28 protein-coding genes are annotated in these 26,759 nt (G+C 55.5%); 5 read left to right on the top strand and 23 right to left on the bottom strand.

Translation table 11 applies throughout. From position 1 onward, the window contains the following. Positions 1 to 8: 8 nt before the first annotated feature. From ACZRJQ_RS06765 to ACZRJQ_RS06755, 3 genes are read right to left on the bottom strand one after another with little or no spacing between them, the layout of a single operon-like run. A complete protein-coding gene (locus ACZRJQ_RS06765) occupies positions 9 to 875 on the bottom strand; it encodes an alpha/beta hydrolase (RefSeq protein ID WP_463977595.1) in 867 nt (288 codons plus the stop codon). Beyond that, a complete protein-coding gene (locus ACZRJQ_RS06760) occupies positions 872 to 2,266 on the bottom strand; it encodes an aspartate aminotransferase family protein (protein WP_463977594.1) in 1,395 nt (464 codons plus the stop codon). The genes ACZRJQ_RS06765 and ACZRJQ_RS06760 overlap by 4 nt, the downstream gene beginning before the upstream one ends. Then, a complete protein-coding gene (locus tag ACZRJQ_RS06755) occupies positions 2,259 to 2,954 on the bottom strand; it encodes an MtnX-like HAD-IB family phosphatase (RefSeq protein WP_463977593.1) in 696 nt (231 codons plus the stop codon). Before ACZRJQ_RS06755 ends, ACZRJQ_RS06760 begins: the two co-directional genes overlap by 8 nt. A 294-nt stretch (positions 2,955 to 3,248) precedes the next feature. Between ACZRJQ_RS06755 and ACZRJQ_RS06750 the strand changes: the two genes are divergently transcribed. Then, a complete protein-coding gene (locus ACZRJQ_RS06750; RefSeq protein ID WP_463977681.1) occupies positions 3,249 to 3,944 on the top strand; it encodes a MipA/OmpV family protein in 696 nt (231 codons plus the stop codon). 4 nt (positions 3,945 to 3,948) lie between these two features. Here ACZRJQ_RS06750 and ACZRJQ_RS06745 read toward each other — a convergent pair whose 3' ends face one another. The 14 genes from ACZRJQ_RS06745 to ACZRJQ_RS06680 all read right to left on the bottom strand — a co-directional run bounded on the left by ACZRJQ_RS06745 (position 3,949) and on the right by ACZRJQ_RS06680 (position 18,261). Then, a complete protein-coding gene (locus tag ACZRJQ_RS06745; protein ID WP_463977680.1) occupies positions 3,949 to 4,350 on the bottom strand; it encodes a DMT family transporter in 402 nt (133 codons plus the stop codon). A gap of 20 nt (positions 4,351 to 4,370) precedes the next feature. Next, positions 4,371 to 4,745 carry a DMT family transporter gene (locus tag ACZRJQ_RS06740; protein WP_463977592.1) on the bottom strand — a complete coding sequence of 125 codons (375 nt, stop codon included), beginning with the start codon at positions 4,743 to 4,745 and terminating at the stop codon, positions 4,371 to 4,373. Then, positions 4,742 to 5,662 (bottom strand): arginase family protein, encoded by a 921-nt coding sequence (locus ACZRJQ_RS06735; protein ID WP_463977591.1) that lies wholly within the window; start codon positions 5,660 to 5,662, stop codon positions 4,742 to 4,744. Before ACZRJQ_RS06735 ends, ACZRJQ_RS06740 begins: the two co-directional genes overlap by 4 nt. 99 nt (positions 5,663 to 5,761) lie before the next feature. Then, positions 5,762 to 6,088 carry a GlpM family protein gene (locus ACZRJQ_RS06730; protein WP_463977679.1) on the bottom strand — a complete coding sequence of 109 codons (327 nt, stop codon included), beginning with the start codon at positions 6,086 to 6,088 and terminating at the stop codon, positions 5,762 to 5,764. A 20-nt stretch (positions 6,089 to 6,108) separates the two neighbouring features. After that, positions 6,109 to 7,434 (bottom strand): two-component response regulator AauR, encoded by a 1,326-nt coding sequence (gene aauR / locus ACZRJQ_RS06725; protein ID WP_463977590.1) that lies wholly within the window; start codon positions 7,432 to 7,434, stop codon positions 6,109 to 6,111. Next, positions 7,431 to 9,335, bottom strand: coding sequence for a two-component sensor histidine kinase AauS (gene aauS / locus ACZRJQ_RS06720; RefSeq protein WP_463977589.1), 1,905 nt, complete (start codon positions 9,333 to 9,335; stop codon positions 7,431 to 7,433). Before aauS ends, aauR begins: the two co-directional genes overlap by 4 nt. Before the next feature lie 158 nt (positions 9,336 to 9,493). Further along, positions 9,494 to 10,228: an amino acid ABC transporter ATP-binding protein gene (locus ACZRJQ_RS06715; RefSeq protein WP_463977588.1), complete on the bottom strand. Its 735-nt coding sequence runs from the start codon at positions 10,226 to 10,228 to the stop codon at positions 9,494 to 9,496. Continuing rightward, on the bottom strand, positions 10,225 to 10,899 hold the full coding sequence (locus ACZRJQ_RS06710; RefSeq protein WP_261741124.1) for an amino acid ABC transporter permease: 675 nt from the start codon (positions 10,897 to 10,899) through the stop codon (positions 10,225 to 10,227). Before ACZRJQ_RS06710 ends, ACZRJQ_RS06715 begins: the two co-directional genes overlap by 4 nt. Beyond that, positions 10,899 to 11,645, bottom strand: a complete 747-nt coding sequence (locus ACZRJQ_RS06705) for an amino acid ABC transporter permease (protein ID WP_463977587.1) — start codon at positions 11,643 to 11,645, stop codon at positions 10,899 to 10,901. Before ACZRJQ_RS06705 ends, ACZRJQ_RS06710 begins: the two co-directional genes overlap by 1 nt. Positions 11,646 to 11,842: 197 nt before the next feature. Beyond that, positions 11,843 to 12,772, bottom strand: a complete 930-nt coding sequence (locus tag ACZRJQ_RS06700) for a glutamate/aspartate ABC transporter substrate-binding protein (RefSeq protein ID WP_463977586.1) — start codon at positions 12,770 to 12,772, stop codon at positions 11,843 to 11,845. A gap of 349 nt (positions 12,773 to 13,121) precedes the next feature. Continuing rightward, entirely contained in the window at positions 13,122 to 14,660 is a 1,539-nt protein-coding gene (gene glpD / locus ACZRJQ_RS06695) for a glycerol-3-phosphate dehydrogenase (protein ID WP_463977585.1), read from the bottom strand. A 262-nt stretch (positions 14,661 to 14,922) separates the two neighbouring features. Next, complete coding sequence (locus ACZRJQ_RS06690) at positions 14,923 to 15,678, bottom strand: DeoR family transcriptional regulator (protein WP_060690881.1); 756 nt, start codon at positions 15,676 to 15,678, stop codon at positions 14,923 to 14,925. A 138-nt stretch (positions 15,679 to 15,816) separates the two neighbouring features. Next, on the bottom strand, positions 15,817 to 17,322 hold the full coding sequence (gene glpK / locus ACZRJQ_RS06685; protein WP_463977584.1) for a glycerol kinase GlpK: 1,506 nt from the start codon (positions 17,320 to 17,322) through the stop codon (positions 15,817 to 15,819). Positions 17,323 to 17,409: 87 nt separating this feature from the next. Then, on the bottom strand, positions 17,410 to 18,261 hold the full coding sequence (locus ACZRJQ_RS06680; RefSeq protein WP_463977678.1) for an MIP/aquaporin family protein: 852 nt from the start codon (positions 18,259 to 18,261) through the stop codon (positions 17,410 to 17,412). Positions 18,262 to 18,630: 369 nt separating this feature from the next. Between ACZRJQ_RS06680 and ybaK the strand changes: the two genes are divergently transcribed. Further along, complete coding sequence (ybaK, locus tag ACZRJQ_RS06675; protein WP_463977583.1) at positions 18,631 to 19,101, top strand: Cys-tRNA(Pro) deacylase; 471 nt, start codon at positions 18,631 to 18,633, stop codon at positions 19,099 to 19,101. Between the two features lie 74 nt (positions 19,102 to 19,175). Here the strand turns inward: ybaK and ACZRJQ_RS06670 are convergent, their stop codons facing one another. Next, entirely contained in the window at positions 19,176 to 20,285 is a 1,110-nt protein-coding gene (locus ACZRJQ_RS06670) for an ABC transporter ATP-binding protein (RefSeq protein WP_463977582.1), read from the bottom strand. Then, the gene (argF, locus tag ACZRJQ_RS06665) at positions 20,282 to 21,202 is read right to left on the bottom strand and encodes an ornithine carbamoyltransferase (protein WP_463977581.1); all 921 of its coding nucleotides are present in this window, start codon (positions 21,200 to 21,202) and stop codon (positions 20,282 to 20,284) included. Before argF ends, ACZRJQ_RS06670 begins: the two co-directional genes overlap by 4 nt. A 377-nt stretch (positions 21,203 to 21,579) precedes the next feature. Here argF and grxD point away from each other — a divergent pair, with 377 nt between their 5' ends. After that, positions 21,580 to 21,921 (top strand): Grx4 family monothiol glutaredoxin, encoded by a 342-nt coding sequence (grxD, locus tag ACZRJQ_RS06660; RefSeq protein WP_463977580.1) that lies wholly within the window; start codon positions 21,580 to 21,582, stop codon positions 21,919 to 21,921. Positions 21,922 to 22,012: 91 nt separating this feature from the next. Here grxD and bfr read toward each other — a convergent pair whose 3' ends face one another. Then, positions 22,013 to 22,483, bottom strand: a complete 471-nt coding sequence (bfr, locus tag ACZRJQ_RS06655; protein WP_048378033.1) for a bacterioferritin — start codon at positions 22,481 to 22,483, stop codon at positions 22,013 to 22,015. Positions 22,484 to 22,681: 198 nt separating this feature from the next. After that, on the bottom strand, positions 22,682 to 22,900 hold the full coding sequence (locus tag ACZRJQ_RS06650; protein ID WP_463977579.1) for a bacterioferritin-associated ferredoxin: 219 nt from the start codon (positions 22,898 to 22,900) through the stop codon (positions 22,682 to 22,684). 275 nt (positions 22,901 to 23,175) lie between these two features. Here ACZRJQ_RS06650 and ACZRJQ_RS06645 point away from each other — a divergent pair, with 275 nt between their 5' ends. After that, complete coding sequence (locus tag ACZRJQ_RS06645) at positions 23,176 to 23,778, top strand: peroxiredoxin (protein ID WP_047274004.1); 603 nt, start codon at positions 23,176 to 23,178, stop codon at positions 23,776 to 23,778. Positions 23,779 to 23,854: 76 nt separating this feature from the next. Here ACZRJQ_RS06645 and rnt read toward each other — a convergent pair whose 3' ends face one another. Both rnt and pyrC read right to left on the bottom strand, forming a co-directional pair. Continuing rightward, the gene (rnt, locus tag ACZRJQ_RS06640) at positions 23,855 to 24,529 is read right to left on the bottom strand and encodes a ribonuclease T (RefSeq protein WP_463977578.1); all 675 of its coding nucleotides are present in this window, start codon (positions 24,527 to 24,529) and stop codon (positions 23,855 to 23,857) included. Further along, entirely contained in the window at positions 24,526 to 25,572 is a 1,047-nt protein-coding gene (pyrC, locus tag ACZRJQ_RS06635; RefSeq protein ID WP_463977577.1) for a dihydroorotase, read from the bottom strand. The genes rnt and pyrC overlap by 4 nt, the downstream gene beginning before the upstream one ends. A 155-nt stretch (positions 25,573 to 25,727) precedes the next feature. Between pyrC and ACZRJQ_RS06630 the strand changes: the two genes are divergently transcribed. Continuing rightward, a complete protein-coding gene (locus ACZRJQ_RS06630) occupies positions 25,728 to 26,633 on the top strand; it encodes a flagellar protein MotY (protein WP_463977576.1) in 906 nt (301 codons plus the stop codon). Positions 26,634 to 26,759: the final 126 nt, after the last annotated feature.

The raw sequence follows: 26,759 nt of genomic DNA, 5'->3' as shown, positions 1-26,759 counted from the left end.
TTCTTGGTTCAGGCCTGCTGCAAATACGCCTCAGGGGCCTGCAATTCAGAGGTGTGGTGCGTGATGAATTGGGCGCTAAGTTCAATCACGCGGCGGTATTGCAGGTCGACGGTGATCATGTGATAGCAGTTGTCGAGCAACACTTTGGTCACCGGGCCACCCAGATGGCGCTCTACATAATCAGCGTTCCAGCGGCTGGTGATGTCGTCTTCAACGGAGTGCAGCACTAGCGCGGGCGTGGTGATCGACGGCATGCGTTTTCTCACCACGGCGTTCATCCGGTGCAGCTCGCGCACCGTGACGCCTTGCATGGTCAGCAGCCCGGCATTACTGCTTTCGCCAGCCTTCATCTGCCGTTCGACAATCGCTCGCAAGCGCTCATTTTTAATGCCGTAGGGTGGTTTCTCTTCAAAGCTGCACAGGTGTACGCCGAAGGGGATTTTCATCAGCACAGGGGTGAGAAACGCCAGTTTGTTGATGCTCCAACCGTCGTAACGCAGGGTGGTGGAATACATCAGCAAACCAGCAACTTGCCCCGGATGTTCGGCGGCCACGTACATGGACATGACCGCGCCCATCGACAAGCCGCCGACGAACACTTGCTCATGGCGTTGGCGGATGCCCGCGAAGGTTTTGCGCACGCCTTCGTACCAGTCTTGCCAGCCGGTGGCTTGCAGGTCGCTGTTGTCCCCGCAGTGCCCGGCCAAGGTTGGCACGTACACCGTGCACGTTCCGTCCTTGGCCAAGCCCTGGGCCACCCGACGCAATTCCGTCGGGGTGCCGGTCAGGCCGTGGATCAACAACACCGCGACCTCACCTGTGCCGAGAACGAAACCGGCGTCGCCTTCGCCCAGATCGATCTCTACTGTGCTCACCGTTTCATGGCCCGATGCAGCAGGCGGTCGAGCAGGGCGATACCCAGATCGATTTCGGCGTAGCTGATTTCCAGCGACGGGGCCAAGGTGATGACGTTTTTGTAGTAGCCGCCCACGTCCAGAATCAGCCCCAAGCGCTTACCGTCGATTTCGATGTCGCCCTTCATGCCTTCTTCAACCATGTAGTCCAGGGTTGCCTTGTCTGGCGTAAAGCCATCCGGGCCGCAGATTTCGCAGCGCAGCGCTAAGCCCAAGCCGTCCACATCGCCGATGATCGGGTAGCGCTTTTGCAGGTCTTGCAGGCCGGCCAAGAAGTATTTGCCCTTGGCTATGACCATCGCGCCGTAATCGACTTCGCTGGTCATTTTGAACATTTCCAGACCCACAGCCGTACCCAACGGGTTGGAGGCAAAAGTGGAATGGGTCGAACCCGGCGGGAACACCGTAGGGTTGATCAGCTCTTCGCGAGCCCATAAACCGCCCAGTGGGTTGAGGCCGTTGGTCAGGGCTTTACCAAACACGATCACGTCGGGTTTGACGTCAAAGTGTTCAATCGACCACAGCTTGCCGGTGCGCCAGAAACCCATCTGAATTTCGTCGACCACCATCAAAATGCCGTGTTGATCCAGCACTTGCTTGAGTTCGCTGTAGAAGTTCATGGGCGGAATGACATAACCGCCGGTGCCTTGAATGGGCTCAACGTAAAACGCGGCGTATTCGCTCTGACCGACTTTTGGGTCCCACACACCGTTGTATTCGGTTTCGAACAGGCGCGCGAATTGCTGCACGCAATGGCTGCCGTATTCCTCTTTGGTCATGCCTTTAGGGCCGCGGAAGTGGTACGGAAACGGGATGAAGTTGGCGCGTTCGCCAAAGTGGCCGTAACGACGACGATAGCGATAGCTCGATGTGATCGCCGAGGCGCCCAGCGTGCGGCCGTGGTAGCCGCCCTCGAAGGCAAACATCAGGCTTTTGCCGTTGGTGGCGTTACGCACCACTTTCAGTGAGTCCTCAATGGACTGCGAGCCGCCGACGTTGAAGTGCACGCGCCCATCAAGGCCGAACTTGTTTTTTGCATCGACGGCGATGCACTCCGACAGCTCGATTTTGCCTTTGTGCAGGTATTGGCTGGCAATCTGCGGCAGGGTGTCGATCTGCTGTTTGAGCGCGTTATTCAGGCGTGGGTTGGCGTAACCAAAATTCACCGCCGAGTACCACATTTGCAGGTCGAGGTAGGCCTGATCTTCGGTGTCCCACACGTAGGAGCCTTCGCAGCGGCTGAAAATACGCGGTGGTTCGATGTAGTGAACGGTGTCGCCGTACGAGCAGTATTTGGCTTCTTTATCCAGAAGCATCTGGTCTTCAGGCGTAGCGATTCGGATATCAGACATGGTTGAAGAGTTCCTGCTGTTCACGAGAATAGTGGGGCGCGTTGGCGGCATTGCTTGGCAATTGGGCAAGCAAGGCGGGGAGTTCAGCGAAGTTGTCGAAGCGTGCGTAAGGGATGCCGTTACGCTCGCAGTACTCGGCGAGGCGATCTTTGGCAAATACGAAGTCAGCACTGGAGGCCACGCACATGTCGGACTGGCCGTCACCAATCACCAGAACGCGCTTGGCGTTGGGGGTGGATTTGCATTTGCAGTTGCCCGAAGCGGCGCGACAGGCATCGCTGGAATACGGGAAGTCGATGCGCCAGCTGTTTTGATCGACCTGACGCAAGCGATTGGCCAAGATCGGCAGCAGGCGTACGTAGTTGCGCGCCAGAATCCGGGCGATGCCTTGTTCGATGCCGTCGCTGACCACTTCAATGGAGGCGCCAAGGCTAATGACGTGATCGACGAAATCTGGAAAATCGGGGTCGATTTCTACGGAATCGAAATAGCCCAGCAACTCGGCGGGGGAGGCTTTGACCAGCGACAGCTGGCGGCTCAAGCATTCACGCGAGCCGATCTCACCTTGCAGCCATTGATCTTCGATCACTTCCCAGCTTGGGTCGGCGAAGCGTTGAAGAATATTGTCGATGACGTCGGTACGGGTGATGGTCCCGTCGAAGTCACACACGATATGCCATTGCATCATCTGCATTGTCCTGTTGAGGAGGTGCGCACTGTGCGCTTGCAACAGGACAGAGCATGGACTGTGCCAACTCACCAAAGCCCAGCGGGCCGGGGCTTTGCGCCTTCTGGGCAGCAGAGGGGCGTGCGCAAGCTACAATTTTTGTAGCTTGCTACAAACAACATCAGTGCTTGCGCGCGGCCTGCAAAAAAGGGATTGATGCGCGCAAACACCTCCAAGGAAACGCCCATGTCTGCCCGTCGCCACGCTTTTTGGATACTCGTTTTATTCAGTTTTGGCGGCGTTTGCCCGTGGTCGATGGCTGCTGAAGGCCCAACCGGCGAGGTGGGCTTCGGGCTGGGTTATCAGCCTTACGATCCGAGTGGTAGCCGTTATGAAACAACCCCGTTGCCCTATTTCGATGTGGACTGGGGCGATGTAAGCCTTAACACCGACGATGGCCTGATCTGGAGCGCGCTCAACACAGGGGATTGGACGGCGGGCCCGTTTATTGACTACTTGCCGGGGCGCAACGCGAATGGCTCGTTGCGCGGCTTGCGTGATGTGTCTGATAGGGCTCAGTTAGGCGGTTTTGTGCAGTACAGCCCGGCTGAGTTTTGGCGTTTGTATGCGCAGCTGGGGCAAGCGGTGGGTGGCGCGGGCGGTGTGCTGGGACAAGTGGGTGGCGAGCTGGGTTATCCGTTGGGGCGGGGGATTATCGGCAGCAGCCAGTTGGCGGCGCACTTCGTAGATGGTCGTCAGGCATCGACCTTTTTTGGCGTCAGTGCCGCTGAGTCTCAGGCGTCGGGCATCTCGCGCTACAACGCCAGCGGCGGTCTGCAGAACCTGACACTGACCCAAAACGTTGAGTTTGCGTTGGCCGAACACTGGTCAGTGGTGGCCAGCGCCAGTTGGATTCACTTGCTGGGTTCGGCAGCAGACAGCAGCATCGTCAAGGAACTGGGCGATGTGAATCAGGGCAGTGTGCAGACGGCCGTGAGTTATAAGTTTTGAGCGACTACGCCGCTGGCTCACCATCCGCCAGCAGCGCTATGCCTGCAATAATCACCGCCACACCTGCCCAATGCAGTGCGCTGATGTGTTCGCCCAGCCCCAGCCATGAGCCCAGCAGCACGCCCACAAATACCAGCGAACTCAGCGGAAATGCCAGCGACAGGCTGCTGCGGCGCAAGATCAGCATCCACACAAAAAATGCGCCGATGTAGCAGGCGATTGCCATCCACACGCCGGGGTTAAGCAACACCGCTTGTAACCATTGCAGGCTGAAGTCCATTTGCCCCAATTGATCACCGCCCACCTTGGTAGCAATTTGCCCTGCGCTTTCCAGCGCGATCAACAACGCCCACAGCACCATCGTGCCCATTCGGCCGTGCAGCCAACCGCTTTGGGTCAGTTTCATCGTGTCCATCTCCAATCTCCTTAAACCCCGGCGATGCAGACCAGCATCACGCCGAGAGTGATGACCAGCGTGCCCATCCAGCGCCGACGGCTGACGTGCTCGCCCAAAAACACCTTGCCCGCGAATACCACGCCGCAATACGCCAGTGCGGCAGCCGGGAACAGCAAGCTGAGCGGGGCGCGGGACAGGGCTTCGAGCCAAACAAAAAACTCGATGACATAGGCGCCGATACCAGCCCAGAGCATGGGCGCGTTAAACACTTGGCCCCAAAACGCATTCAGGCGAAAGCCGCCTTCAAGTTCGGGTAAACGGTCCAGGCCGATCTTGAAACACAGCTGGCCGATGACATCGAGCACGATAGAAAACGCCACCAGTGCAATCACAATCAGGGTCACGGAAACAGTTCCTCAAACAGCGAAATCAGGGCTTGGTTGGTGGTTGAATTGCGCAGCAAGTCGGCCTCGCTCCAGCGCTCGGGGGGTGGTTGGTCGGACTTGGCCTCCCAGCGTTTAAGCAGGTTGCTGTGGCGAGGCTTGGCAAATTCGCCACACACATCAATCCCCAATACCCGTTTGCGGGTGGCCAAGGCCCCAATGGCGTGCAGCAAGTGGCTCAGGCGCATGCCGCCTTGATCCCAATTGGTGGCGGCGTCTTCGCTGGCCAGCACGTCTTTGTCCACCGTGATCCATACCGCTTCAGTGGGCAGGCTCTGGATAAGGTTTTCGACGAAGGTGGGCCAGTCTTGATCGGCTAAGTTGCGCCAATGCAATTGGTTCTCGTGTTGCTCATGGCCTGCGCCATCTCCGACTCGGCCCCAGACTCTTGACGGGGCATGCTGCCAAGGGAACAACTGAAGATCGCCCCGACGCAAGGCCGCTACATTGCCGCCTTTGAGCTGCGGGTTTTGCAGGTCGTCACTGCACGGGCCCAGAGTCACGATGCGTTTGATGTTAGGCAGTTTCAGCGCGCGATTGACCCACGATCCGCAATGGCGACGGGGTGCAAAGCGCACCCAGTCGGGATGGTTGTCGAAGTGAATCAGGCTTGTCGGTTCGGGCAAGTCACAGAGAAAAGCCGGGGTCAAATGGTGATAGTCGCCGGAACCGACAAAGAAAATTTCGGGGCCATGCGCTAAATGTTTTGGGCGCTGTTGCAGGCGTTGGACAAAGCGTTGGTAGTTGCGCTCGGATGCCCATAAACGAAGCTTTGGGCCTAACTCCAGCAAGTCCATACGCGTTGCGCGCCCCTCGCCAAGGCGCTGCACAATTGGAGCCTGAGCGGTCAGGCTGTGGTCGAGATCGAGAATATTCAACCTGTGATTTACCCCATTCAATCGCCGCCGAGCCAAGCAGGGCGTGCTTTAGGGGGTAAATGCAAAGGTTGGGCCAACGAGCTTTTTGTGTAGGTGCGCTCAGTGCAAGCGCACCCACACACTGACCAGCACGGTCGCGGCCATCAGCCAGGCCACCGCCGCCAGCGCCAATGAGGCCTCAAGGCGCATGCGATCAACCAGCACGTACAGCGCTGCGAGGTACACAAAGTACGGAATGATCGACCACATGCCGAACACAATGGTTGTTTTCAGATCGTCCACCGAACGCCCTTTGCCGACGATGTAATGGGCAATCAGGGCAAAGGTCGGGAACAGCGGCACCAGGCCTGCAATGTAGTAGTTTTTGGTTTTTGCCAGCATCGCTAAAACGATGACCACGGCGGCGCCCAAAGCAGCTTTTAGAATCAGATCCACAGGTTTCTCGCTTAGTGAGCCAAACCGTATTTTTTGACTTTATCGAACAAGGTGGTTTTGGCCATGCCCAATTCCTGGCTGGCTTGCGTCAGGTTGCCGCCACTGCGTTGCAAGGCGTCGCTGAGCAAGTTGCGTTCAAACGCTTCGACAGCCTCTGAAAACCCCAAGCCCTGAGCAACATTGCTGCCGGCTTTTTTAAACGCAGGCAGGCCTAGTGCGAAGCGCTCTGCCACGTTACGCAACTCACGCACGTTGCCCGGCCAGTCATGGCTCATCAGGCTCGACAGGGTTTGGTTGTCCAGTTCGGGTGGCGTTCGGTCGAAGCGCAGGGAAGACTGCTGCAAAAAGTACTCGAACAGTTGCAGGATGTCTTCGCGGCGCTCGCGCAAAGGCGGCAACTCAAGCGTAACCACGTTGAGGCGGTAATACAGGTCGCTACGAAACTGGCTGGCCTTGCTCAACTGATCGAGGTCCGATTTAGTGGCTGCAATCACCCGGCAATCCACTTCGATGCTTTGGTTGGAGCCCAAGCGCTCCAGGGTTCGCTCCTGCAAAACGCGCAGCAACTTGATTTGCAGGTTGAGCGGCATGCTTTCAACTTCATCGAGAAACAGGGTGCCGCCGTCCGCATGCTCAATCTTGCCGATACGGCGTTTGCCCGCGCCGGTAAAGGCGTTGGCTTCGTGGCCGAAAATTTCACTCTCAAACAGGTTTTCGGGCAATCCGCCGCAGTTCAGGGCCACGAACTGTTGAGGGTGGCGACGGCTGAAGTCATGCAGGCAGCGGGCAACCAATTCTTTGCCGGTGCCTGTTTCGCCTTCGATCAGCACGTTGGCTGACGTATCGGCGACGTTCGCGATCAGTTCGCGCAATTGCTGCATGGCGGGGGAGCGCCCGATGATCCGCCCTTCAAGGGATTCACGCTCCGCCAACTGGCGGCGCAGCGACCACACTTCACGGGCCAGGCCACGTTGCTCCAGCGCTCGACGGGCTGCATCGACCAATCGTTCAGGGGAGAACGGTTTTTCCATAAAGTCATAGGCGCCATCGCGCATGGCTCCCACGGCCATTGAAATATCGCCATGCCCGGTAATCAGCACCACGGGCAGGCTGTGATCTCGGGCTTTGAGGCGTTTGAGCAGTTCCAGGCCGTCTATGCCGGGCAGGCGTATGTCACTGATGACAATGCCGGGGAAGTTGTCGCCAACCAAGGCCAGTGCCTGTTCGGCACTGCTCACGCCTTGGCTTTGAATATCTTCTAGCGCCAGCGCTTGCTGGCAGCCAAGAAGTACATGGGGATCGTCTTCAACAATCAGGACGGTCAACTCGTTGTTCATTTCGGCTCGGCCTTAGCAGGTTGCACCAGCGGTAATAAGAGGACAAACGCCGCACCACCATGCGTCGGGAACTCAACGCTCAGGCTGCCGCCAGTGGCGGCAGCGAGGCTGGCAGAGAGCGTCAGCCCCAGGCCCAGGCCTTGTTCGCCGGGTTTGGTGGTGTAGAAGGGTTCAAATAAATGTTTGCGGGTCTCTGGGTCAATGCCCGGGCCGTTATCCCGTACCCGCAGGCGGTATTTGTCGTCGATCAATTCACCTTCAAGCCACAGTTGGGGTGTTACGGCTTGGCCTTGCATGGCATCCAGCGCGTTCCCAATCAGGTTGACGAGAATCTGTTCAAGTCGGGTTTGATCGATTTTCAGGTCGGTGTCACTGATGTCGCGGTGCAGCTCAACGGCGCATGCTTCGATGCGACTGGCCAACAGTTGCAAGGCCGCGTCGACGGCCTTGCCCAAACTGGCTTGGCCGTGATCATCGCCGCGTCGGGCGAAGGAGCGCAGGTTGGCGGTGATGCGGCCCATCCGATCGACCAGATTGTTAATGGTGCTTAGATTGTCTGCGGCCACCTTAAGGTCGCCACGCTCAAGAAAACGCACAGTGTTACCCGACAAGGTGCGCAACGCGGCCAAGGGTTGATTCAATTCATGAGCAATGCTGGTCGACATTTGGCCGATGGCCGCCAGTTTGCCGGCTTGTACCAGCTCATCCTGAGCGCGGCGTAGGGTATTTTCAGTTTGTCGGCGCTCGCGAATCTGCCCCTTGAGACGCTCATTGCTGGCGCGCAAATGGGTGGTGCGCTCAGCGATTTTGCGTTCCAACTGATTGTTGGCCTCTTGCAAGGCCTCGCGAGCCGCCAGCCGGGTGGCAATGACTTTGCGCCGCTCGTTCCAGGCAATCAGCAGAAATGCCAGCAACGCAAAGGCCACGGCGACTAACATGCCTTGGTTCGCGGCTTCGCGGCGCAAGTCCTGCAAGGGGGTTAGTAGGGTAATGTCCCAAGGGGTGTCGTTCAGCCTGCGGGTTTGGGCCAGATAACTGACTTGTTGGTTATCGGTGACCACTTCGTTATTGCCAGCAAAGGTGACCTTTTCAACGCCTTCGGCTACGTGTTCACGGGCCAAGGGTTCAAGCTCATTGAGGGGCCACCAGTAATATTGCAGGCTACGGGCCAGCCGCTCTTTGATTTCAGGGGTTAGCGCCCTTACCGATTTGAGACGCCGGGCCGGGTCGCTGGACAAAATGATGATGCCGTTTTCGTCACTGACATAGGCTTCAAGGCGCGCGCGTTGCCAGCGCTCTTCTAACGCTTCAAGGCGGACTTTGATCACGGCAACGCCAATGATTTTGCCTTGCTCTTCCAGGCCGTGGGCCAAGTAATAGCCCGGCTCGCCGGAGGTGCTGCCGATCCCGTAAAAGCGTCCCGGCTGGCCGCGCACCGCGTCTTGGAAGTAAGCACGAAATGACAGGTCTTCGCCTAAATAGCTGTCGGTATCACGCCAGTTGCTGGTGGCCATTACCCGGCCAGTGGTGTCGAGCACATAGATCGCCCGGCTGCGGCTACGGCGGTTGAGGCCTTCCAGGTATTGATTGACCGTGACCCGGTTTTGCGTGCTTGGATCGGCCAGCAACGCAGAGACGCTGGACTCCAATTCGAGCAGGCTGGGCAGATAGGTGTACTTGCCCAGCTCACTCTCGACCGTGCGGGCGTGCAATTCGAGTTGGCGCTCGCCGTTTTCACTGAGGGTGCGAATGGCGAAGTGTTCGCTGGTGCGATAACCCGCGTAGCCCAGGCCCACCATCATCAAGAAGATCAGCGCAGGCAGCACAAAGTGACGGAGCAGACGTGGTTTCACGGCAAGTGAGGGCGGAGCACCGCGATAAAGAGTGGGGTCGCATTTCATCACAGATGCCTTGGGTCAACCACTGCGCGGTAAGGGGGATGCGAAGTCTGTCGTCACTGCCGATGGTTGCGGTGGGCTGCGTGGCAGCCCTTTTTACTCGAAAGCGAAGCCCTTTCGAGCTTTATCGCAGCCTGTGGCAGCGACTACAGATGAGTCACTTAGTGCTGCAGGATTTTGGCGAGGAAGTGTTGTGCGCGTTCAGAACGTGCAGTTACATCGCCAAAGAACTCTTCTTTTTCGCAGTCTTCGACGATTTTGCCCTGATCCATGAAAATCACCCGGTTGGCCACTTTGCGCGCAAAGCCCATTTCGTGGGTAACGCACATCATGGTCATGCCCTCGTGGGCCAGTTGCACCATGACGTCGAGCACTTCGTTAACCATTTCTGGGTCGAGTGCCGAGGTAGGCTCGTCAAACAGCATGACGATAGGGTCCATCGCCAGTGCGCGGGCAATCGCAACTCGTTGCTGTTGGCCGCCTGACAGTTGACCGGGGTGTTTGTGGGCGTGAGCCGACAAACCCACGCGCTCCAGCAATTCGAGGCCTTTTTTGGTGGCCTCTTCTTTGCTGCGGCCCAACACCTTGATCTGCGCGATGGTCAGGTTTTCGGTGATGGTCATGTGCGGGAACAGTTCGAAATGCTGAAACACCATGCCAACGCGTGAGCGCAATTTTGGCAGGTTGGTTTTTGGATCAGCGATTGAAGTGCCATCAACCACGATGTCGCCTTTCTGGAACGGTTCAAGGGCATTGACGCACTTGATCAGGGTCGATTTGCCTGAGCCTGAAGGGCCGCAGACCACAACCACTTCACCCTTTTTAACGTCGGTGCTGCAATCAGTCAGTACTTGGAAGTCCCCGTACCACTTGTTGATGTTCTTGATCGAGATCATACGGCAAACCTTTTTTGCAGACGCTTGACCAGCAGCGAGGCGGAAAAGCTGATGATGAAATACACCAGACCGGCGAAGATCAGGAACTCATTGGAGCGGCCGATGATGTCGCCACTGGAGCGCGAAGCATTGAGGAAGTCCACCAGGCCTACGGTGTAAACCAGCGAGGTGTCCTGGAACAAAATGATGCTCTGTTGCAGCAGCAATGGGGTCATTTTGCGAAACGCTTGCGGCAGGATGATCAAGCGCATGGCTTGGCCGTAACTCATGCCCAAAGCCTTGGCGGCGCCCATCTGGCCCTTTGGAATGGCTTGCACGCCTGCTCGCACGATCTCGCAGAAGTAAGCCGCTTCGAACATGACGAAAGCCACCATGCACGATTCGAATGCACCGATTGGCGTGTCTTTGCCGGTGATCCAGCGCAGCACAAACGGGACTGCCAGGTAGAACCAGGTAATGACCAACAGCAAGGGAATGGAGCGGAAGTAGTTCACGTAAGCGCCGGCCAGATTGGCCATCCACTTGCTCGACGACAAACGCATCAGTGCCAGCACGGTGCCCAAGGCAACGCCGCCGATCACGCCCAGAATCATGAGTTTTAATGTCATGACCATGCCGTTCCACAGGCCCGGCAGGGCAGGGACGATTCCGCTGAAATCGAAGAAGTCCATTATTTGCCCCCCAGTGACATTAGGCCGGGCACTGCGACTTTCTTCTCGATCAGGCGCATCAGCAGCATCAGGCTCATGTTCAAGGTGAAGTAAATCAACGTGGCCAAGGTGAAGGCTTCAAATAGGTTGGCCGAAAATTCGGCGGTCTGTTTGGTCTGAGCCAGCAGCTCCATCAAACCGATCAAGGACGCCACCGAGGAGTTCTTGAAAACGTTGAGAAACTCAGAGGTGAGTGGCGGAATGATGATTCGGTACGCTTGCGGCAACAGCACGTTCCAGTAGATCTGCACCAGACTAAAACCCATCGCACGGGCGGCAGCTTCTTGACCGCGTGGCAGGGCTTCAATACCGGTACGCACTTGCTCGCACACACGGGCAGCAGTAAACAGGCCTAAACACACGACAACGCTCAAGTACGCAGAGGTTGTTGGGTTGAGGTCTTGCTTGTACCACTCCTGCAAATCAGGTGGCAGCAGGTCGGGTACCAGGAAGTACCAGATAAATAGTTGCACCAGCAGCGGTACGTTACGAAAGATTTCCACGTAAACCGTGGCGATACCCGCGATAAAACGGTTAGGCAGAGTGCGCATTACACCCAGCAGCGAACCCAGTATCAGCGCAACAATCCAGGCAACGACAGCGATCGCAATGGTCCAGCCCAAACCGGAGATAAACCAGTCGAGATACGTCTCGCTGCCTACGCCGGTGGACTTGAAAAAAACGCTCCAGTCCCAGTTGTAATTCATGCAGGGTCTCCCCTCAGTTGGTTCTATGAACAAGCACTTGCTTCAGGGAATCCGTTCTTGCCCAACAAGGTTGTGGGCACACGCTCCCCGCTCGACAACCAGCGGGTCGAGTGCTCTAAGGCAGTAATAAGCAGTACAGCAGGTATTTGACGTTCCCGAGCGCGATTGCTCACGCTCGGGTGCCGGGGCGACAGAAATCAGGCTTTCTTGTCGTCGGCAGGTTTTTCGTCTGCTGCTTTGTCGGTTGGGTTGGCGATAAGCGCTTTCAGTTCGTCGCTCATCGGGAACATCAGGTTCAGGCCTTTTGGTGGAATCGGCTGCTGGAACCATTTGTCGTAGGTTTTGTTGATTTCGCCCGACTTGTAATAAGCCACGATGGCGTCATCCACTGCTTTTTTGAAATCGGGGTCGCCTTTGCGAACCATGCAGCCATAGATCTCGTATGACTGTGGAGTGCCGGTTACAGCCCAGTCAGCGGGTTTTTTGGCCTTGGCCATTTCACCAGCCAGCAGGGCGTCGTCCATCATGAACGCGACAGCGCGGCCCGACTCCAGCATGTTGAACGCTTCGCCGTGGTCTTTAGCTGAGATAACGTTCATGCCCATCTGCTTGTCAGCGTTCATCGCCTTGAGAATGCGCTCGGAGGTGGTGCCTGCAGTGGTGACGACGTTTTTGCCTTTCAGGTCTGCGAAATCTTTATAGGGCGAGTCTTTTTTGGACAGCAGACGTGTACCGATTTCGAAGATACCTACCGAGAAGTCAACTTGCTGCTGACGCTCAACGTTGTTGGTGGTAGAGCCACACTCAACGTCAACGGTGCCGTTTTGTACTAACGGGATGCGGGTTTGGGAAGTGACCAGGTTGTACTTGACCTTGAGGTCGGGCATGTCGAGTTGCTTTTTCAGCCCATCAACAATTGCCAATTGCACATCGTGGGAGTAACCAACCGGCTTGCCGGAGGCGTCTGCGATGTAAGAGAACGGGATGGAGGAGTCACGATGACCGAGGGTGATGGTGCCGGATTCTTTGATTTTCTTCAGTGTGCCGGTCAATTCGGCTGCAAAAACTGGAGTGCTAATCAGAGCGACAGCAATAGCTGCGCTCAAAAGTTGCGGAACGATGCGCATCGGTGTTTCCTCGACATTGTTTTTTTTATTGAGCCCGTTCGTGGGCCCTTTTGTACTTCAAATGTCCTAACAGGCTAGACGCACTGTTTAAGCATTCGGCTCTGAGTGTAGAGCATGAGTCATGCCAGACTCGAGAATTAAAGTTAATTCATTGATTTATATAAAGTTATTTAATCTTTGGCGAGAGCCTTGCGAGCACTGTGCCCGGAAAGCCGAATCGTTGCGGGGTGTTGCGTTCGGAAAACCGAATGAGGGAGGTGCAGGAGCATGCTTGCTCGCGACGTCGTCGATGCGGTATTTCAAGTGAATCGCATCGCGAGCAGCGTGTTCCTGAGTCAGGTCGGTAGGCTTAAGCCGCTTCAACCTTGCGGTATTTGAGGTTCAACGATGTCATGTATTGCGCCAAGTGTTGCTGCTCTTCAGGCGTGGTGAGCAAGCCAAGTTTGGTGCGGCGCCACAGAATATCGTGTGCCTCCAGCGCCCATTCTTGGCTGCACAGGTAATCGACTTCGCGGCTGTAGAGGCCGCTGCCGATGTGCTCGCCCATGTCGCTCAGCCCTTGTACGCCGTCCAGCAGGCGCCATGAGCGGTTGCCATAGGTGATTGCCCAGCGCTTGGCGATGGCGGCGTCGAGCCAGCTGTGTTTGCTGGTCAATGCTGCGCTCAAGGCCGACGGCGTCGTCATGTCTTCACCGCCGGGCAGTGTTGCGTTCGCGGTCCAGCTTGGCTTGATGTGGGTGAAGTACGGCGTCAATTGAGCCATCGCCGATTCAGCCAACTTGCGATAGGTGGTCAACTTGCCGCCAAACACCGACAGCAAAGGCGCTTCGCCCGGCGCGCCAGACAGCGCCAAGGTGTAGTCGCGGGTCACGGCTGATGGATTGTCGGACTCGTCATTGCACAGCGGGCGCACACCCGAGTAAGTGCGCAGGATGTCACTGCGGCTCACTTGCTGTTTGAAGTGAGCATTGACCACGTTAAGCAAGTAGTCGGTTTCTTCTTCGGTAATGCTGACCTTGGCCGGGTCACCGGTGTATTCGCGGTCAGTGGTACCGATGATGGTGAATTGGTCCATGTACGGGATCGTGAACACGATGCGCTGGTCTTCGTTTTGCAGGATGAAGGCGTTTGGCGCGTCATACAGCTTGGGCACGATCAGGTGGCTGCCCTGAATCAGGCGAATACCATAAGGTGAGTCTAGTTTCAGATCGTCCTTGATGAACTTGGCCACCCAAGGCCCGGCGGCGTTAACCAGCGCTTTGGTGCGAATCGAAAACAGGCTGCCGTCGGCGCGCTCCAGGTTCAATTCCCACAGCCCTTTGTTACGCCGCGCACTGACACAACGGGTTTGAGTGTGTACGTGAGCGCCTTTTTCGCGGGCGGCCATGGCGTTGAGTACGACAAGGCGGGCGTCATCGACCCAGCAGTCTGAGTATTCAAAGCCTTTTGTGATTTCAGCCTTAAGCGGGCTTGAGGCTCCGAACTTGAGACTGTTGGAACCTGCAAGTTTTTCGCGCTTGCCCAAGTGGTCATACAAAAATAGGCCCGCACGAATCATCCATGCTGGACGCAAGTGCGGACGGTGCGGCAACACGAAGCGCATAGGTTTGACGATGTGTGGCGCTTTTGCCAGCAACACTTCGCGTTCGGCCAGTGCTTCACGTACCAAGCGGAATTCGTAATGTTCGAGATAGCGTAAGCCGCCGTGGATCAACTTGCTGCTGGCCGAAGAAGTGTGGCTGGCCAAGTCGTCTTTTTCGCACAGGAACACAGATAAGCCGCGACCCGCAGCATCTGCCGCAATCCCGACGCCATTAATTCCGCCACCAATCACGGCAACGTCGTAAACCTCAGCGAGGGGAGTAGCAGGCAAGGTGGTGTGCGGCATGTGTGGGCCTCGCGTTCTTTACGCATATTTGAATTCGAACATTAATGTTCATTTTCGAAAATGGTAGCTGATAAATGAGCGCGCAGCCAGCCTCCTTCGATTAAAAAAACACATCGAAGAAGGGTTAAAAGAATAATTTCGAACATCTTCAGGGTGTTGCCGCTTAGCTTGTCGCCACACTCTGAATACAGAGTTGGCTTGCTCGCGACAGTCGAGGGTTGCGAGCAAGCGTGTTGTTGCAGCACAAAGGACAAGCTGTAGGTCAAACCACTTCGAGGCGGATTTTGTGCTGTGCTAACAGTTGGGCTAGCTCTGGTACGGGCGGCTGGTCCGTTACCAGGCAATCGATCAACGAGATAGGCCCAAGGCGGACCATCGCGTTACGACCGAATTTGCTGGAGTCTGCGGCAAGAATGGTTTGTCGGGCGTTGGCAATAATGGCTTGAGAGACCCGGACTTCCTGATAGTCAAAGTCCAGCAAGCTGCCATCTGAGTCGATACCGCTTATCCCCACCAAAGCAAAGTCGAATTTGAACTGATTGATAAAGTCGACACTGGCTTGGCCCACAATGCCGCCGTCGCGGCGCACATTGCCGCCTGCGATCAGCACTTCAAAATCGTCCTTGGCGCTCAAAATTGAAGCCACATGCAGGTTGTTGGTGATGATTTTCAGATGGTTATGGTTAAGCAATGCTCGAGCAATCGACTCGGTGGTGGTACCGATGTTGATAAAAATTGAGGCGTGGTCAGGGATTTGGGCTGCAATGGCTTCTCCAATACGACGTTTTTCATCGCGCATTTGATCGGCGCGCATGGCGTAAGCCGTGTTCTCAACACTGGAGTCATAAGCGGCGCCACCGTGGTAACGGCGTAACAAGTCGGCCTCTGCAAGCTGATTGATATCACGGCGAATGGTCTGCGGTGTAACGACGAACAACTGGGCCATTTCCTCGATGCTCACGTAGCCGCGTTCGCGTACGAGTTCGAGGATCTGCTGTTGGCGTGGAGGCAGATTCATGGTGTTTCCTTAGGGCGGCTAAGCAAAATTTGCCCATGATGCCGTAGGAAAGCGCCATCTGCTACACGTGACTTCGATCAGACACGCAAGCGTGCACTGTCGCGCCGAGGCGACAGTGCACGCTTGAAGGCAGGATGTTTAGTGGCTGTCTTCGTGTGGTTCCCAGTCGCGAGTGCGGCTCACTGCTTTTTTCCAGCCGGCATAGAGCTTCTCTTTGCTGGCTTCTTCAAGCTGCGGCTCAAACTGGCGTTCGATGACCGCTTTGCCACGAAGCTCATCCAGGCTGCTCCAGAAACCACAGGCCAGACCTGCCAGATAGGCGGCACCCAAGGCAGTGGTTTCGCGCATTTGTGGGCGTTCAACCGAGGTGCCAAGAATGTCAGCCTGGAACTGCATCAGGAAGTTGTTCGCAACAGCGCCGCCATCCACGCGCAGCGCTTTGAGGCGTTCGCCCGAGTCTTGCTGCATGGCGTCCAGAACGTCCCGGGTTTGGTAGGCAATCGACTCAAGCGCCGCACGAATGATGTGGTCAACGCGTACGCCGCGAGTTAAACCGAACAACGCGCCACGGGCATACGGGTCCCAATAAGGGGCGCCAAGGCCGGTGAATGCAGGCACCAAGTACACGCCGTTGCTGTCTTTGACCTTGTTGGCAAAGTATTCGGTGTCATGGGCGTCGTTGATTATTTTCAGCTCATCACGTAACCACTGCACTGTAGAGCCGCCGTTGAAGACGGCACCTTCCAGCGCGTAAGCCACTTCGCCGCGTGGGCCGCATGCGATGGTGGTAAGCATGCCGTGGGTCGATTTAACGGCATTGGCCCCGGTATTCATCAACAAGAAGCAGCCAGTACCATAGGTGTTTTTGGCCTGACCCGGTTCAACGCACATTTGCCCAAACAGAGCGGCTTGCTGGTCGCCTGCAATGCCGCCAATGGCGATTCCACTTTTAGTGCGGCCGTAGATTTCTGAAGAGGACTTCACCTCCGGCAGCATTTCGCGCGGGATATCCAGCACCTCCAGCATCTTGGCATCCCACTCCAGTGTGTGGATGTTGAAGAGCATGGTGCGCGAGGCGTTGGTGTAGTCGGTAACGTGGGTTTTACCGCCTGTAAATTTCCAGATCAGCCAGCTGTCGATGGTACCGAACAGCAGCTCTCCATTACGCGCACGCTCGCGGCTGCCTTCGACGTGATCCAAAATCCACTTCAGTTTGGTGCCGGAGAAGTACGGGTCAGTCACCAGGCCTGTGGTGTCGCTGATGTACTGCTCATGGCCATCGCGCTTGAGTTGTTCGCAAATTTCGGTGCTGCGTCGGCACTGCCAGACGATGGCGTTGTAGATCGGACGACCGCTGATTTTGTCCCATACAACAGTGGTTTCACGTTGGTTGGTGATACCGATGGCTGCGACTTGGTCGTGGTGCAGGCCCGCTTGGGCCAAGGCTTCGACCATCACGGCGCTTTGGGTGGCGAAAATTTCCATTGGGTCATGTTCAACCCAGCCAGCTTGCGGGTAGTGCTGTTGGAATTCTCGCTGGGCTGTGCAGACTACGTTGGCGTCACGATCAAAGATGATCGCTCGCGAACTGGTAGTGCCTTGGTCAAGCGCAATGATGTAGTTCTTATTCTGAATGTCGGTCATGAGATTGCCTTGCAGAATGTGGGAATGGTTCAGGGCGCGAGAAAGTAACGGGCAGTTGTCTCGTGCGCCCCGTTTCATAAGTCGATATCAGGAAGCCTGGGTTTTCACCGCAGCTGTGGCTTGGGCATCCGTTGCCACGGGCTCGACGTCAGGCAGATGGCGGGCAATTAACCCGCGATAAATGGCTGCGCCAAGGCAAGCACCGACGATCGGTGCAAAAATTGGAATCAAGAAATAGGGAATATCACGCCCGCCGGTGAACGAAACTTCACCCCAGCCAGCCAGGAAAGTCATCAGCTTTGGCCCGAAATCACGCGCGGGGTTCATTGCAAAGCCAGTTAGAGGGCCCATCGAACTACCAATTACGGCAATGAGCAAACCGATCAACAGCGGTGCCAATGCGCCACGCGGCAAGCCATTTTTGTCGTCGGTCAGTGCCATGATCACGCCCATGAGGATAGCGGTGATGACTACTTCTACCAGAAACGCCTGCAGCGTTGAGAGTGCAGGGTGCGGGTAGGTGGAGAATACAGAGGCTAATTCCAGACTTGCCTGGCTGCCACGAACCATTTGATGGGTTTGTTCGTAATCGAAAAACAAGTTGCTATAGAGCGTGTAGACCAATGCAGCTGCGCAGAAGGCGCCAGCAACTTGGGCAAGGATATAAAAAGGCAGTTTGCGCTTTTCGAAATCGGTGAACAGGCACAGTGCGATGCTGACGGCTGGATTCAAGTGCGCGCCAGATACGCCTGCGGTCAGGTAAATCGCCATGCTGACGCCAATGCCCCAGATGATGCTGATTTCCCATAAACCAAAACTGGCGCCCGCGACCTTGAGAGCCGCAACACAACCTGTACCAAAGAAGATTAAAAGTGCAGTGCCGAGAAACTCAGCCATGCACTGGCCTGAAAGCGTTGGGTGCTGCGTAGCGGTCGTCATTTGAAACCTCGTTTTTGTTGTTTTTTGACGTCGTCGATCAGGGTTGTTGTAGATGTTGAGCTGCTCGATCCAGCTTTTCATATGTAGGAAATATCGTATAAGTGCTGGCTGGACATATTCAGATTCGAAAAAATATAGACAAGAAACACTGCTGTCAAAGGTCGAAAGTGAACGAGCATTCACATTCTGACTTTTGACTTAGTTTTTGGTACTGGTTTTTCTGTAAGCAAACGCTACAAATTATCGGCTCAAGATGTAACGATTCAGCTGGCTGGCGTGCTGAAACCCCAGTTTTAGCGCTTCTGAACGGGCTGATGGCGCTAAAATTGCTCAGCGCTTTGCCTATCCAAATACATGACCGGGATTGCCATGACCCCTGCACTGGATCTATTGAAAAAAGTTCGCGCCGAACATCAGGTGCACAGCTACGAACATGACCCCAAAGCCGCATCGTACGGATTGGAGGCCGCAGAAAAGCTGGGCCTTGAGCCGGCACAGGTGTTCAAGACCTTGTTGGCCAGTAGCGAAAAAAGTGAATTATTGGTCGCCGTTGTACCGGTCGTCGGAAGTCTTGACTTGAAAGCGCTGGCGCATGCAGCAGGGGTCAAGAAAGTCGAGATGGCAGACCCGGCCGCGGCGCAGCGTGCAACGGGTTACCTGTTAGGCGGGATTAGCCCCTTGGGGCAGAAGAAGCGCCTGCGTACCTTTATTGATCAAAGTGCGCTGAGCTTTAAGACTATTTATGTCAGTGCAGGACGGCGCGGGCTGGAGGTTGAACTGGCCCCTGCGGTGCTGGCAGAACATACGCAAGCAAAGTTTGCAGAGATAGGCCGGGTTTAAGCGCAGGCTATTCTATTTGTAATCGTTACCGGAGGCTGCGTCGTAAGGCACAGCCTCCGGTCTCAGCGTGTGTTTCAGTTGCTCGCACTGAAGCGTCTTACACCCGATTCAGTACGCGGTATTTGTGCTGCGATGCTGCCGCTGGTTTGAAACATGACCAGGTGCTCGGCGGCGACGCGAATACCGACCTCAGTGCCCGGTAAATGATCAACATGGCTTGGGAAAATAGACTCCAGCTGGCTTCCTGTAGGCAGTTGCAGCCTGTATAGGGTTGAAGCCCCCAGGAAGGTCTTACCTATGATCTTGGCTTTCAACTCGCTATCGGGAGCGTAGACGATGTCGTCGGGACGCAGCAGAACGTCGACAGCGCCACCGGTTGGCCATGTGTAGGCTCGATTGCCACGCAATACGCCCAACTCGGTTTGAACTGACTCAGGACTGAGCAGTTGCCCGCGTATGAAGTAGCCCTGACCGATAAAACTGGCAACAAATGGGGTGAGTGGTTCGTGGTACAGGTTGTAGGGCGTATCCCATTGCTCAAGGCGCCCCTCTTTGAAGACGCCAACATGGTCGCTCACGGCAAACGCTTCTTCCTGATCATGCGTGACCAAGATTGCACTGGTGCCACGGGCCTTCAGGATGTCTCTGACTTCATGGCTGAGTTTGCGTCGCAGCTCACCGTCAAGGTTGGAGAAGGGTTCATCCAGCAATAACAGCTGAGGCTCCGGCGCGAGCGCACGGGCAAGCGCGACACGTTGTTGTTGGCCTCCCGAAAGCTCATGAGGGAAGCGCTTGCCGAGGTTTTTAAGGTTGACCAGTTCAAGTAGCTCTTGCGTCACACGGTCTTTTTGCGGGTGTTTACGAATGCCGAAAGCAATGTTGTCAGCCACGCTTAAGTGCGGGAACAGGGCGTAGTCCTGAAACACCATGCCGATACGGCGTTTCTCAGGTGCCAGAGTGAAGCCAGCACTGGAGATGACTTCTCCGGCAAGTTGAATCTCACCTTGATGAACAGGCTCGAAACCGGCAATCGCTCGCAACGTTGTCGTTTTGCCGCAGCCCGATGAACCCAGCAAGCAACCAATATCGCCGGCATTGAGGTGCAAGTTGAGATTTTGCACCACGCTCTGACCTTGGTAGCCGCAGGCCAGATCACGAAGACTTAATAACAGTGGCTGACTCATACGGACTGATACGCCGGTTGGAGCAGAAATTCGAGCAGCGCTTTTTGCGCATGCAGACGGTTTTCGGCTTGATCCCATGCAACAGAGCGTGGATCGTCCAACAAATCGAGGCTGATCTCTTCGCCGCGGTGAGCCGGAAGGCAGTGCATAAACAGCACGTCTTCAGCCGCTTGGTCGAGCAGGGCGCGGTTGACTTGATACGGTGCAAACAGCTGCATGCGTTTGGCGGCTTCTTCTTCCTGCCCCATTGAAGTCCAAACGTCGGTGCTCACCAAATGGGCACCGAGCACTGCTTGGCTAGGGTCACGCGTGATGGTGACGCGATCACCGGCTTGTGCCACGAATTCAGGGTTGGGCTCATAGCCTTCTGGGCAGGCGACGCGCAGTTTGAAGTCAAACTGGATGGCGGCTTCTATATAGCTGTTGCACATGTTGTTGCCGTCGCCGATCCAGGCCACGGTTTTGCCTTTGATGGAGCCTCGGTGCTCCAAGAAGGTTTGCATGTCGGCCAACAATTGGCATGGGTGCAGGTCGTCTGACAGGCCGTTTATGACAGGTACGCGGGAGTTGGCCGCGAAGTCGGTCAGCGTGCTGTGGGCGAAGGTGCGAATCATCACCGCATCGAGCATGCGAGACATGACGATGGCGCAGTCACCGATTGGCTCGCCACGGCCCAATTGAGTATCACGCGGCGACAGGAAGATGGCTTGGCCGCCAAGCTGGATCATCCCTGCTTCAAACGACAGTCGAGTACGGGTCGATGATTTTTCGAAAATCATGCCCAGTACGCGGTTTTTCAGAGGTTCGAAGAGCGCGCCGCGATTACGCAGGTCTTTGAGCTCAATGCCGCGACGAATCACGCTGAGTAGTTCTTCGGGCGTGCAATCCATCAAGGAGAGAAAGTGCCGTGCGCTCATCATTAACTACCTTTTTTGCAACGACCGCAGATGCTCAAAGCCGGGTTTTTCGGAAAAACGGGCGAGACCTGCGGCGAAAGCCGCACGTGGCGACGAAATAGGGGAAGGCGCGATCTTATAAGGAAATGTCGCGTCTTGCCAATAAGGGTCTTGTGTTTAAAGGTGTGGACGTGTGCTGCGCTGTGTCAGTTCGTTGGAGGTGACTGACGTCAGTTGCCCATTTGTACACTGACCTGACATTGCTTGGCAATTGGACGCTTTGCGCGCTTACCTTTCAGACTTTTGTCTGCCGGGCAGACCGAGCGCCTTGCAAGGCTTTGCGTTACAATGCGCCACCGTGCCGACAACTGAGTCGGAAAGTTCAGCCGAGGTGCTCCATGGATATCATCGAAACTATTAAAGAACAGATTGCCAACAACACCATTCTGCTCTACATGAAAGGCTCACCGAATGCCCCGCAGTGCGGTTTTTCGGCTAAAGCTGCTCAGGCCGTAATGGGCTGTGGTGAGAAGTTCGCTTACGTGGACATCCTGCAGAACCCGGAAATCCGTGCCAACCTGCCAAAGTACGCTAACTGGCCAACCTTCCCACAATTGTGGGTAGCAGGTGAGTTGGTAGGTGGCAGCGATATCATGGCCGAGATGGCCGCAGACGGTTCTTTGCAAGCACTGATTAAAGAAGCTGCCGAGAAAGCAGCGGCTGCCAAGGCAGATGCCTAATTAGTGTTGGGCAGCAAGTTCTGTTACGAAGTTGCTGTTTATTAAAAAGCCCCGTCAGTGTGAACTGGCGGGGCTTTTTAGTGAGTTTTAGTTACTCACCCATTTGCGATTGCAGATAGTTCTCAATGCCAACTTTGTCGATCAAACCCAATTGAGTTTCGAGCCAGTCGATGTGCTCTTCTTCAGATTCAAGGATATCTTCCAGAAGTTCACGGCTGCCAAAGTCGCCGACCACTTCGCAGTGTGCGATTGCAGCTTTAAGATCAGCGTGACCGGTCTTCTCGATGCGTAGGTCGCATTCGAGCATTTCCTTGGTGTGCTCGCCGATATGTAGCTTGCCCAAGTCCTGCACGTTCGGCAGGCCTTCAAGGAATAAAATGCGTTTAATTAATTTGTCCGCGTGTTTCATCTCATCGATGGACTCGTGGTATTCGTGCGCACCTAACTTTTCCAGGCCCCAATCCTGATACATGCGTGCATGCAGGAAGTATTGATTGATTGCGACCAGCTCGTTTCCGAGGATTTTATTGAGGTGCTGGATGACTGAAATGTCGCCTTTCATCGCGAGGGCCTGCCTTAATTAACGGTATATAGGCCAGAGTTTGAGCCGCGTACTTAAGACTGTCAAACCTAAGTGTTTGAATAATAAATGAAAATTAATCGGAATAAGAATGTTTGTGTTCCGCGTCTTGGCCCTAAGTGCTTGAATTTTTGGCATAAAAAAACCGGACATTGAGTCCGGTTCTTAAAAAAGAGGGGATTAAGCGACTGAAAATTCTGCCGGGAAACTCATCGCTGCTTGGCTGGCTTGCAGCGAAGTCAGGGTTTCACGAACCACTTGCTTGGCCAGGCAGGCACATTTGCCGCATTGACTGGCAACACCTGTCGCTTCGCGTACTTCGCGGTAGCTACAGCAACCGTCGTAGATAGCATCGCGGATTTTTCCATCAGTGACGCCGGTGCAAAGGCAAACGTACATAAATAAGAACCATCGCTGGTTGGGATTCAATGCGAAGGATCTTAATGTTAACGAGAATGATTGTCAAAGCAACTTAGGTCTAGATTGCCCTTGGTGTGGGCATGGCTGACGAACGGTCTCGGAGCAGGGGAGAGCGATTGTGAAAAGGGTTAAGAACGGTTCCGACGAGCGGTGTATGATGGCCGGTCATTTTCACAGGTGAACTGGCCGCTGAGCCTCCGTTTCAGGGCGGCTGGCCAGATCCCGTTTTCACGCTGCACATCAGGAGATAACCAATGAGCGTTCTCGTAGGCAAACAAGCCCCAGACTTCACTGTCGCCGCCGTACTTGGCAATGGCGAAATCGTAGACAGCTTCACGCTGTCCACCGCTATCAAAGGCAAATACGGCCTGGTGTTCTTCTACCCGCTGGATTTCACTTTTGTTTGCCCGTCCGAGCTGATCGCTTTGGATCACCGCATTCCTGAGTTCAAGGCACGTAACGTTGAAGTGGTAGCAGTCTCCATCGACTCCCACTTCACTCACAACGCATGGCGCAACACCCCAGTTAACAATGGCGGTATCGGTCAGGTGCAATACACAATGGCCGCCGACATGAAACACGAAATCTGCAAGGCCTACGATGTTGAGTCTGAGGGCGGCGTAGCATTTCGTGGCGCTTTCTTGATCGATGACAAAGGCATCGTTCGTTCGCAAATTGTTAACGATCTGCCGCTGGGTCGTAACATGGACGAGTTGCTGCGTTTGGTTGACGCTCTGCAATTCCACGAAGAGCACGGCGAAGTTTGCCCAGCCAACTGGAAGAAAGGCGACAAAGGCATGACCGCTTCGACTGCGGGCGTTGCTGCTTACCTGTCTGAGAATGCTGACAAGCTGTAAGCGTCAGTTTCAGGCGTAAAAAAACCGGACGTAATGTCCGGTTTTTTTAGGCGCCAAGAAAGTGCTAACAACTGAATCAGTCGTTAAAGTCTTTCCAGCCACCCATTTGTTTCCAGCTGTTGACGATGCCACAGAACAGCTCAGCTGTTTTCTCGGTGTCGTAACGTGCCGAGTGAGCTTCGCGTCCGTCAAAGTCGATGTCAGCGGCTTGACATGCTTTTGCCAGAACGGTTTGACCGTAAGCCAGACCGGCAAGGGTTGCGGTGTCAAAGCTTGAAAACGGGTGAAACGGGTTGCGCTTCATGTCTAGGCGGGCAACCGCTGCGTTCAAGAAACCCAAGTCGAAGCTGCTGTTATGACCCACCAGAATGGCGCGTTTGCAGCCATTGGCTTTTAAGGCTTTGCGCACACCACGGAAAATGTCGGTCAGCGCTGTTTCTTCGCTGACAGCCATGCGTAGCGGGTGATCAAGCTTGATGCCTGTAAATTCCAGTGCCGCGGCTTCGATGTTGGCGCCTTCAAAGGGCTCAACGCGGTGGAAATACGTGTGCTCCGGGAACACAAAGCCTTTTTCGTCCATGCCGATGGTCACTGCTGCGATTTCTAGCAGGGCATCGGTGGCGCTGTTGAAACCGCCGGTTTCAACATCGATTACGACCGGTAGGTAACCGCGAAAGCGTTCAGCCATTGGGTGGCGAGGGCCGCCGCCGTGTCCGCCTTCGTGTTCGTCATCAAAATGGTCGTCGCTCACAGCTGTTCCTCCAGCAGGCGCCAGCGCAGTTTTTCACCGGCGCGCAGCGGAATTACGGTTAGCTCGCCGAATGGCAGGCTAGTTGGGGCGGTCCACTCCTGGCGAACCAGGGTGATGTGTTCGGTGCTGGCTGGCAGTCCGTAAAAACGAGGGCCATTCAAGCTGGCAAAAGCTTCGAGTTTATCCAGCGCGTTACGTTGCTCAAAGGCTTCGGCGTACATCTCAATCGCCGCGTAGGCGGTGTAGCAGCCGGCACAGCCACACGCTGCTTCTTTAGCGTGTTGGGCGTGCGGTGCGGAGTCGGTGCCCAGAAAGAACTTCTCGCTGCCACTGGTCGCTGCATCCAACAAAGCTTCTTGATGGCTATTGCGCTTAAGAATCGGCAGGCAATAGAAGTGCGGGCGAATACCGCCAACCAGCATGTGATTGCGGTTGTACAGCAAGTGATGAGCGGTAATGGTTGCGCCGACGTTGGCCGGGGCCCCGTTGACGAACTGCACAGCTTCGGCGGTGGTGATGTGCTCGAACACGACTTTTAGGGTCGGGAAGCGATCCACAACGCGGCGCATGTGTTCGTCGATGAAGATTTTTTCGCGGTCAAACACATCCACATTGGCGTGGGTAACTTCGCCGTGTATCAGCAATGGCATGCCAACTTCGGCCATGGCTTCAAGCACCGGGAAGATTGCGTCGATGCTCGTAACGCCCGAGTCAGAGTTGGTCGTTGCGCCAGCCGGGTACAACTTGGCGGCGTGTACAAACCCACTGGCCTTAGCGGTGCGAATGTCTTCGGGCTGTGTTCGGTCAGTCAGATAGAGCACCATCAGCGGCTCGAAGCGGCTACCCGCCGGACGAGCAGCCAGAATGCGCTGGCGGTAGGCGTCTGCTTCGGTTGCATTACGCACCGGAGGCACCAGGTTGGGCATGATGATGGCGCGGCCAAAAGTGCGCGCAACATCCGCGACAGTGTGGGGCAACACAGCACCATCTCGAAGATGTATATGCCAGTCGTCGGGACGCAGCAGGGTCAGGCGGTCAGACATTGGGGATTCCAGGCGGGTCAAACTGATGCGAATGCTACCGGAAAAGACTCTATCAGGCACTCGCTATCAAGTTTTGTAAGCGTTAACCGATATCTCTAGGGAATGCCGTAAACCTGTTTGCTGTTTCTTTGCATCACAAGCCTGTGGAGCCTCCCGTGCGCCAGCGTTATCTAGCCTTACTCAGTATGTTTGCCAGCCTGCCCGCTGTGGCCATGACTTTCCAGACACGTCTGGAGAATATTGAGTGGAAGGTAGAAGGAGACAAATTTGAGTGTCGACTGATTCAGCCGATTACAGACTTTGGCTCGGGTGTCTTTGTGCGTCGAGCAGGCGAGCAGGCTATTTTTAGTCTCAATGCCTCTAATTCGGTTCTTGGAGAGGGCTCTGCTACTTTGCTGGCCGCAGCGGCACCTTGGCAGCCAGGCCGGGGTGATATCAATTTAGGGGCGGTGCGTATAGGACGTGGGCAAGTGCTGTTCAATAGCTCCCAAGCTCAGGCCGCAAGCTTGTTTCGCGGTTTGCTTGAAGGCCGAAGCCCATTGGTACGGCATTATTCGCGTGAGGGCGGTGTTTCGGAAGTTCGCCTGTTGCCGGTCAAGTTTCGTCAGGCAGTGGGTGATTACGATGCCTGTACGGCCAAACTATTGCCCAAGAACTTTGAACAGGTTCGTCAGAGTCAGATTGGCTTCCCAGGGGGCGGGATTGAACTGGATGCTCAGGCCAAAATCAGATTGCAGGTGATGGTTGAGTACTTGAAAGCGGACCCTACGGTTAATCACATTACGCTGGATGGGCACTCCGACAACACCGGCAATCGACTGACCAATCGTGATCTATCGCGCAGGCGTGCGTTGGCGGTGATGGACTATTTCAAAGAAAACGGTATTGAAGAATCACAGATAACGATGCGTTTTCATGGTGAGCAATACCCGTTAGCGCCCAATACCAATGCCGCTAATCGCGCCAAAAATCGTCGCGTCAGCGTGCGTCTGGAGCGAGTTCCTGAGCCCGAAAAACCTGCACCTGTGCCAGCCTCTACGAGCCCGGTGGCCATTTCTTGAACTGGGACGTTTGGTCGCACCTTTGACATAAACTGTCGCTTTGTCGTCTTAAGCTGTCGCGCCTCTGTAATTTCGGCTACATGAGCGGTAGACTGTTCGGCTTTTCGAACAACCCGTGGAGTGATG

This window comes from Pseudomonas sp. E315, assembly GCF_055406205.1.
This window is presented reverse-complemented; position numbering and strand designations above follow the sequence as displayed.

Coding starts and splice junctions, on each gene's coding strand:
- ACZRJQ_RS06760 (WP_463977594.1), bottom strand. CDS start 2,266: ATGTCTGATATCCGAATCGCTACGCCTGAAGACCAGATGCTTCTGGAT.
- pyrC (WP_463977577.1), bottom strand. CDS start 25,572: ATGTCTGACCGCCTGACCCTGCTGCGTCCCGACGACTGGCATATACAT.
- ACZRJQ_RS06645 (WP_047274004.1), top strand. CDS start 23,176: ATGAGCGTTCTCGTAGGCAAACAAGCCCCAGACTTCACTGTCGCCGCC.
- ACZRJQ_RS06755 (WP_463977593.1), bottom strand. CDS start 2,954: ATGATGCAATGGCATATCGTGTGTGACTTCGACGGGACCATCACCCGT.
- glpD (WP_463977585.1), bottom strand. CDS start 14,660: ATGCCGCACACCACCTTGCCTGCTACTCCCCTCGCTGAGGTTTACGAC.
- glpK (WP_463977584.1), bottom strand. CDS start 17,322: ATGACCGACATTCAGAATAAGAACTACATCATTGCGCTTGACCAAGGC.
- ACZRJQ_RS06690 (WP_060690881.1), bottom strand. CDS start 15,678: ATGAATCTGCCTCCACGCCAACAGCAGATCCTCGAACTCGTACGCGAA.
- ACZRJQ_RS06745 (WP_463977680.1), bottom strand. CDS start 4,350: ATGAAACTGACCCAAAGCGGTTGGCTGCACGGCCGAATGGGCACGATG.
- ACZRJQ_RS06705 (WP_463977587.1), bottom strand. CDS start 11,645: ATGAATTACAACTGGGACTGGAGCGTTTTTTTCAAGTCCACCGGCGTA.
- ACZRJQ_RS06750 (WP_463977681.1), top strand. CDS start 3,249: ATGGCTGCTGAAGGCCCAACCGGCGAGGTGGGCTTCGGGCTGGGTTAT.
- bfr (WP_048378033.1), bottom strand. CDS start 22,483: ATGAAAGGCGACATTTCAGTCATCCAGCACCTCAATAAAATCCTCGGA.
- ACZRJQ_RS06680 (WP_463977678.1), bottom strand. CDS start 18,261: ATGACGACCGCTACGCAGCACCCAACGCTTTCAGGCCAGTGCATGGCT.
- grxD (WP_463977580.1), top strand. CDS start 21,580: ATGGATATCATCGAAACTATTAAAGAACAGATTGCCAACAACACCATT.
- ACZRJQ_RS06650 (WP_463977579.1), bottom strand. CDS start 22,900: ATGTACGTTTGCCTTTGCACCGGCGTCACTGATGGAAAAATCCGCGAT.
- ACZRJQ_RS06710 (WP_261741124.1), bottom strand. CDS start 10,899: ATGGACTTCTTCGATTTCAGCGGAATCGTCCCTGCCCTGCCGGGCCTG.
- ybaK (WP_463977583.1), top strand. CDS start 18,631: ATGACCCCTGCACTGGATCTATTGAAAAAAGTTCGCGCCGAACATCAG.
- aauS (WP_463977589.1), bottom strand. CDS start 9,335: ATGAAATGCGACCCCACTCTTTATCGCGGTGCTCCGCCCTCACTTGCC.
- ACZRJQ_RS06715 (WP_463977588.1), bottom strand. CDS start 10,228: ATGATCTCGATCAAGAACATCAACAAGTGGTACGGGGACTTCCAAGTA.
- argF (WP_463977581.1), bottom strand. CDS start 21,202: ATGAGCGCACGGCACTTTCTCTCCTTGATGGATTGCACGCCCGAAGAA.
- ACZRJQ_RS06670 (WP_463977582.1), bottom strand. CDS start 20,285: ATGAGTCAGCCACTGTTATTAAGTCTTCGTGATCTGGCCTGCGGCTAC.
- aauR (WP_463977590.1), bottom strand. CDS start 7,434: ATGAACAACGAGTTGACCGTCCTGATTGTTGAAGACGATCCCCATGTA.
- ACZRJQ_RS06700 (WP_463977586.1), bottom strand. CDS start 12,772: ATGCGCATCGTTCCGCAACTTTTGAGCGCAGCTATTGCTGTCGCTCTG.